Here is a 6,420-nt window from a genome sequence, read left to right as displayed (position 1 = left end):
TCCTTACCAAAGGAACCAACATTCCGTGGATTCTCATAATGATCAATGACTTTAACGCTGTAGCTCATGTTATTTCTCCTTGAATTTCTTTAATGCGCGGCCCATTGAACGGTACTCAGGTCAATACCGTCCTTGTACATTTCCCACAACGGAGAAAGCTCGCGTAATTTACCAACTTTCGCATGCAACAATTTGATTGCATAGTCAATTTCTTGTTCTGTCGTAAAACGACCAATGGTAAAACGGATGGAGCTATGCGCTAGCTCATCATCACGCCCCAAGGCTCGCAATACATACGATGGCTCCAGACTGGCGGAGGTACAGGCCGAACCTGAAGACACCGCCAAATCTTTGATTGCCATGATCATCGACTCACCTTCGACGTAGGCGAAACTGATATTGAGATTGTGTGCCACCCGATGCGCCAGGTCGCCATTGACGAAGGTCTCTTCGATATCCTGCAAGCCTTTCAGCAACTTGTCGCGCAAGGCGCCAATGCGCTTGTTCTCTTCAGCCATTTCCTCACGAGCCAGGCGGAAGCACTCGCCCATGCCGACGATCTGGTGCGTCGGCAACGTACCCGAACGGAAGCCACGCTCATGGCCACCACCGTGCATTTGCGCCTCAAGGCGAATACGCGGCTTGCGGCGCACATACAGCGCACCAATGCCTTTCGGGCCGTAGGTTTTGTGCGCGCAAAAGCTCATCAAATCGACTTTGAGTTTACTTAGATCGATCTCAACCTTGCCGGTCGCCTGTGCAGCGTCGACGTGAAAAATAATGCCCTTCTCGCGGCAGATTTCACCGAGTTCAGCGATCGGCTGGATGACGCCGACTTCGTTATTGACGAACATCACCGAGGCAAGCACGGTGTCCGGGCGAATGGCCGCCTTGAAGACATTGAGATCAAGCAAGCCATCTGCCTTAACGTCAAGGTAGGTCGCCTCAAATCCTTGGCGCTCCATTTCACGCACGGTATCGAGTACAGCCTTGTGCTCGGTCTTCACCGTAATGATGTGTTTGCCCTTGGTGCCAGCATAGAAATTGGCGGCACCTTTGATAGCGAGGTTGTTGGATTCTGTCGCACCGGAGGTCCAGACGATTTCCTTCGGATCAGCATTAACCAGTGCTGCCACCTGTTCGCGAGCCTCTTCGACCGCAGCATCCGCAACCCAGCCAAAGCTGTGCGAACGCGATGCAGGATTGCCGAAATGCTCACACAGGTAGGGAATCATTTTTTCGGCGACACGCGGGTCGACCGGGGTAGTTGCTGAGTAATCCAGGTAAATGGGGAGTTTCATCGTCATTCTCGCTAAGTCGGGTTATTCAGACAACTCAATGAACTGCAAGCGCTGTCAGACCCCGCAGGTGTCCGACAGTCACCCGCAAGGCATTGATAAATTGTTCGATCTCGAATTCTGTATTGCCGATGCCAAGGCTCACACGCACCGCTCCGCGAGCGATTTCAGGGGCCACTCCCATAGCGCGCAGGACATGCGACGACTCAGGATTTGCGCTGGAGCATGCCGCTCCACTGGCCACCGCGAACCCTTCGCGATCCAGCTTGCCGACCAACGTTTCGCCATCAATATTCGGGAAGGCAAAATAACAGGTATTCGGCAAACGCATGACTTCCATCGCAAAAATACGAGCACCCAATCCCGCCAGTCCCGCTTCCAGTTTCCCCTGCATGGATCGCATTTGGCCCGCTAGTTGGGCAACGCGAGCCGCTGCAAGTTCCGCCGCGACACCAAATCCGACGATCGCTGGCACATTTTCGGTACCAGAGCGTAGTCCGCGCTCATGGCCACCGCCCGCAATCAGTGGTTGCAACTCGACTCGCTTGTCAAGAACCAACGCTGCCACGCCCTTGGGCCCGCCAGCCTTATGCCCCGACAGCGTCATGGCATGAACGCCCGCCACGTTAAAGGCGCGAAAATCGATAGTCAGCTTGCCCAAAGCCTGCGCGGCATCGGAATGGAACCAGGCCCCGGAGGCCTTTGCGGCAATCGCTAGGGCGGCAATATCCTGCACGACACCTGTTTCATTGTTGGCGAGCATGACCGATAGCAATTTTGGTTTGGCGAGCAGCGCCTCGGCATAGTCTTCAATTTTTAGGCGACCAGCACCGTCGACCGCAAGATGCCTTATCAGCCAACCCTGCCGAGCCAATTGGGCGGCTGGCTTAAGTACACACGGGTGTTCGATGGCGCTAACGGCAATCAGACCAGGCTTGAGGCTGGCCGCAGCCCCCTTCAGAAACAGGTTGTTTGCTTCGCTGCCACCACTGGTAAAAACAACCTCTGTTGGGTGAGCGTTAACCGCCGCGGCTACTTTCTGCCGTGCTTCGTCTATCGCTTGCCGAGCCCGACGACCGTACTCATGGCGGCTTGATGCATTACCGAACTGGCTTTCAAGCCATGGCAACATCGCTGCCAGCGCCGCCGGATCGAGCGGTGTCGTGGCATTGTGATCGAGATAAACCGGCCTGGACATTGCCTCGCGCTCAGGCAACTGCCGGCAACTTGTCGCGCCCGGCATGACCTCGCGGTTGCGGACCAAGTCGGCGTTTGTCTTCAACAAATACAGCCAGACCAGAAGCGTGCTTGGCGCTTTCTCGCTCAACAAGATCGGCAAGCGTTACCGACGCAAGGTAGTCATACATTCTGGCGTTGAGCGTCGACCACAAGTCATGCGTCATGCAACGGTGTTCATCATGACAATTCTCCCGACCTCCGCACTGGGTTGCATCGAGTTGTTCGTCAACAGCACGAATGATGTCGGCAACGGAAATTTGAACGAATGGGCGAGCAATACAGTAGCCGCCACCGGGGCCGCGCACACTGTCGACCAGTTTGTGGCGACGCAATTTGCCAAATAACTGCTCCAGATAGGACAGCGAAATCTGCTGCCGCCCACTGATGCTAGCCAGCGCCACCGGCCCGTCGCCGCCCCGCATGGCAAGATCCATCATGGCCGTAACAGCAAAACGTCCCTTGGTCGTCAAACGCATCCCGAACCTCCTGTCAATAACCTAGCATTGCAGTCAACTATATCCAAGCCAGACAAAATTAGTCAACTATTTTGCTCAGGTATTTCGGATCAAAGACATCGGACTGTTCGACATCCTGATCACACTTGACGCCTTGAGCATCCAGTTCCTTGACCAAGGAGGCCAGACGTCGATCTGTTTCAGTAGCGTGATCCAACAATGCATGAATCGCCTTGGCCAGCGGATCATCCTGATCCCGACCCACGGCATAGGCCGAAAAGCCCAGTTTCTCAGCCTGCGCCTCACGCTGGCGAGCTTGTTCGCTGTTATTCAATATCCGCGCCGGGTTGCCAACAGCGGTCGCCCCTGCAGGCACCGGCTTGATTACGACGGCATTGGAACCAACCTTGGCGCCTGCGCCGATGGTGATCGGCCCGAGCACCTTGGCGCCAGCACCGATGACCACGCCATTCTCCAGTGTCGGATGGCGCTTACCCTTGTTCCACGAGGTGCCACCGAGCGTTACGCCATGGTAAAGCGTCACGTCATCACCGATCACGGCGGTTTCGCCAACCACGACCCCCATACCATGATCGATGAAGAAACGTCGTCCGATGGTCGCCCCAGGGTGAATTTCGATACCAGTCAGCATTCGCGACAAGTGCGCCGTGAAGCGGCCAAGCCAGCGGAGACGGTGCCCCCATAGCCAGTGCGCAAGGCGATGCATAATTAGGGCATGAATTCCAGGGTAGCAAGTAAGAACCTCCCAGGATGAGCGAGCAGCCGGGTCGCGGTCAAAAACCGCACGGATGTCCTCACGCAGATACCGGAACATGAAACCTGCCCTCCCTGTTGAATGGAGGGCGATTTTAGAATACTCGACTGAATTTGTCAGCTATTTTCCCGGCTGTACGTTGCATAAGTTTATAATCCGACACCTGACGCAAATTGCCAATCATTCATGTCCAACCGCCTCGCATCGCTATTTGTTGCTATCGTTTTCCTTGCTGGTTGCGCAACACCACCACCGATCGCGACTAGCCATCAGCGCGGCGATTACAGCCACACCCAAAAATACCTTTCCTGGCTGGTCGACCGTGAAATGGCCGAAAATGAAATCACCGGCCTCAGTATCGCGCTGGTCGATGACCAAAAAGTCGTCTGGCAACAAGGTTTTGGCTACGCCGACCTGGAAAACAAAGCATTAGCCACACCGGAAACGGTTTATCGCGCCGGCTCCATTGCCAAGATTTTCACCGTTGCCGCCGCCATGCAACTGGCCGAACAGGGAAAACTGGACATCGACCAGCCACTGACCGCCGCCCTGCCTGAATTCTCGATCAAGACGCGCTATCCGAATGCCGCACCGGTGACGCCGCGTAACATCATGTGCCACCACTCCGGATTGCCATCGAATTTCCTGCAAGGATTGTTCGTCCGGGAACCCGATCGCTTCGAGTCGGTCGTCCACAAAATTCGCGACGAATATCAGGCCTTTCCGCCCAACTACGTCTTCTCGTACTCCAATCTCGGCATGGCGCTGCTTGGCGCAGCAATCCAGAAAGTCAGCGGAGAGCCTTTCGAGGCTTACATGGATCGCCGCTTCTTTCAGCCACTTGGCATGACCCAAAGCAGCTTCGAGCCACGCCCAATTGCCAAAGCCTACGACCGCAACAAGGAAATCGAGGTTTTCTCGATGCGCGACATGCCGGCCGCCAACCTGTTGAGCAACGTGGTCGACCTCGGCCAGTTCCTCAAAATGCAGTTCGCCGACGGCAAATCGAGGCAGCAGCAAATTCTCGCGCCAGAATCGGTGGGCGAAATGGTGCGCATCCAGAACAAGGATTTCCCGCTGACCTTCGGCCAGTTCGTCGGCCTGGGCTGGATGATGAGCGGCATCGACGTCCCCGGTGGCGGCCCGGTTGCCAGTCACGGGGGTTCCTTGCCCGATTCGCACAGCATGATGGCAATCCTGCCGGCCCATAAACTGGGCGTCGTAGTGCTGACGAATTCCTCAACTTCGCACGTCGCCGTCTCTAAAATAGCCACCGAAGCCCTGCGTCTGATGCTCGAAGCCAAGACGGGGATCAGACAAGACCCGACAGCACCAGTACGTGCTGCAGAACGCGCCCCGACCGCCGAGGAATTACGCCAGTTCGATGGCAATTTCGACACCATGGTTGGCCTGGCCAGAATCAGCACAAAAAATGGTCAGATAGACGTCGATGCTGCCGGGCACCAATTCCGCCTGGTTCCACACGACGACGGCCTGCTCACCATCAAGTACCGGCTATTTGGCATGATGGCAGTCCGCGTCGGCGCTTTCGAGGACATACATCTGTCGATGGCCAATGTCGACGGAAGGCAAATTATCATTGGCCGAATAGGCGCCGAGTCACTGATCTTTGGCGAAAAGCTCAAGCCGACCACCATCCCCGAGCGATTCCGGAAAAACCTCGGCAACTACGAGATCATCAGCAAGATCGATGGCCCGGCCCCCGACAAACTCCTGCTCAAGGAAGACAACGGTCTACTCGTCGGCGAGGCCCATTTCCCGGAAATTCCGGACCTGCTGCTGCGTATCGCTTTCCGGGCCGTCTCCGAGAACGAAGTCGTCACAGCCGGCCTGGGCACAGGGCGTGGCGACACGCTACGCCTGATCGGAGCCGGCGACAAAGCCATGTTGGGATTTTCCGGCATTCAAATGCGCAAGAAACTGAACTGAACTGAATATGAGCGAACTACACCAGGAACTGAAAGCATTCATCATCGAGACGATGAATCTCGAAGACGTCACCCCGGCCAACATTGGTGACGACACCCCGCTCTTTGCCGAGGATGGACTAGGTCTAGACTCCATCGATGCCCTTGAACTCGTCCTGGGCCTAAAGAAAAAATACAGTGTCACACTGGAAGCCAACGATGAAAAAACCCGCCAGCACCTGCAATCGGTGGCTTCTCTGGCAACACTGATCGAGACCAATCGAAGTCAGGGATAATGGCTGCAAACGTCCAGGGAAAGCAACAGCAATCCGGACCGCACCAGAAACGACAACGGCACCCGAAGGTGCCGTTGTCGTTAGAACTTACCCTTTTGGCTGGTCAGGCCTGACGCGCCTTACGCAGACGCATCACACCGAGCAAACCAAGGCCAACCAAGGCCAGAGAACCCGGCTCAGGAACATTGCTTGACGGCGGCGGAGGACTGCACCCATCCTCCAGTTTCGCGCAACCGGTCACAGATTTGAGCTTTACGTAATCATCACCATCAGTAAATCCGGCGGCTACCGCTCCACCCAACGGGTTATAGGCACCAATTAACCAGTATGAAGATAGAACATTTTGGGCATTGATATTCACTGTCGCTGCGCCAACTGAAGTGGCCCCCTGAGTCAAGACAGTAATGCCGTCAGTTTAAGCAGTGCATT

Annotated in this window: 8 protein-coding genes; 2 read left to right on the top strand and 6 right to left on the bottom strand. The window is 55.7% G+C overall.

Annotated features, from left to right (window positions below):
• The 5 genes from ADADOO_RS01815 to cysE all read right to left on the bottom strand — a co-directional run.
• Positions 1 to 68 (bottom strand): iron-sulfur cluster assembly scaffold protein (locus tag ADADOO_RS01815; protein ID WP_511274494.1); only part of this gene is annotated, 68 nt, incomplete at its 3' end.
• A gap of 21 nt (positions 69 to 89) precedes the next feature.
• Entirely contained in the window at positions 90 to 1,301 is a 1,212-nt protein-coding gene (locus ADADOO_RS01810) for an IscS subfamily cysteine desulfurase (RefSeq protein ID WP_511274493.1), read from the bottom strand.
• 34 nt (positions 1,302 to 1,335) lie between these two features.
• Positions 1,336 to 2,496 (bottom strand): cysteine desulfurase family protein, encoded by a 1,161-nt coding sequence (locus tag ADADOO_RS01805; RefSeq protein ID WP_511274491.1) that lies wholly within the window; start codon positions 2,494 to 2,496, stop codon positions 1,336 to 1,338.
• 10 nt (positions 2,497 to 2,506) lie between these two features.
• Entirely contained in the window at positions 2,507 to 3,013 is a 507-nt protein-coding gene (iscR, locus tag ADADOO_RS01800) for a Fe-S cluster assembly transcriptional regulator IscR (RefSeq protein ID WP_511274490.1), read from the bottom strand.
• A 58-nt stretch (positions 3,014 to 3,071) separates the two neighbouring features.
• Complete coding sequence (gene cysE / locus ADADOO_RS01795) at positions 3,072 to 3,827, bottom strand: serine O-acetyltransferase (RefSeq protein ID WP_511274489.1); 756 nt, start codon at positions 3,825 to 3,827, stop codon at positions 3,072 to 3,074.
• 126 nt (positions 3,828 to 3,953) lie between these two features.
• Here cysE and ADADOO_RS01790 point away from each other — a divergent pair, with 126 nt between their 5' ends.
• Both ADADOO_RS01790 and ADADOO_RS01785 read left to right on the top strand, forming a co-directional pair.
• Complete coding sequence (locus ADADOO_RS01790) at positions 3,954 to 5,717, top strand: serine hydrolase domain-containing protein (protein ID WP_511274487.1); 1,764 nt, start codon at positions 3,954 to 3,956, stop codon at positions 5,715 to 5,717.
• Positions 5,718 to 5,724: 7 nt separating this feature from the next.
• A complete protein-coding gene (locus tag ADADOO_RS01785; protein WP_511274486.1) occupies positions 5,725 to 5,991 on the top strand; it encodes a phosphopantetheine-binding protein in 267 nt (88 codons plus the stop codon).
• A 103-nt stretch (positions 5,992 to 6,094) separates the two neighbouring features.
• Here the strand turns inward: ADADOO_RS01785 and ADADOO_RS01780 are convergent, their stop codons facing one another.
• Positions 6,095 to 6,352, bottom strand: a complete 258-nt coding sequence (locus ADADOO_RS01780; protein WP_511274484.1) for a PEP-CTERM sorting domain-containing protein — start codon at positions 6,350 to 6,352, stop codon at positions 6,095 to 6,097.
• Between the last annotated feature and the right edge of the window lie 68 nt (positions 6,353 to 6,420).

It is taken from the genome of Azonexus sp. (genome assembly GCF_036170495.1).
Lineage (GTDB): Bacteria > Pseudomonadota > Gammaproteobacteria > Burkholderiales > Rhodocyclaceae > Azonexus.
Note: the sequence above shows the minus strand (reverse complement) of the source record. Positions and strands in the feature narration are given on the sequence as shown.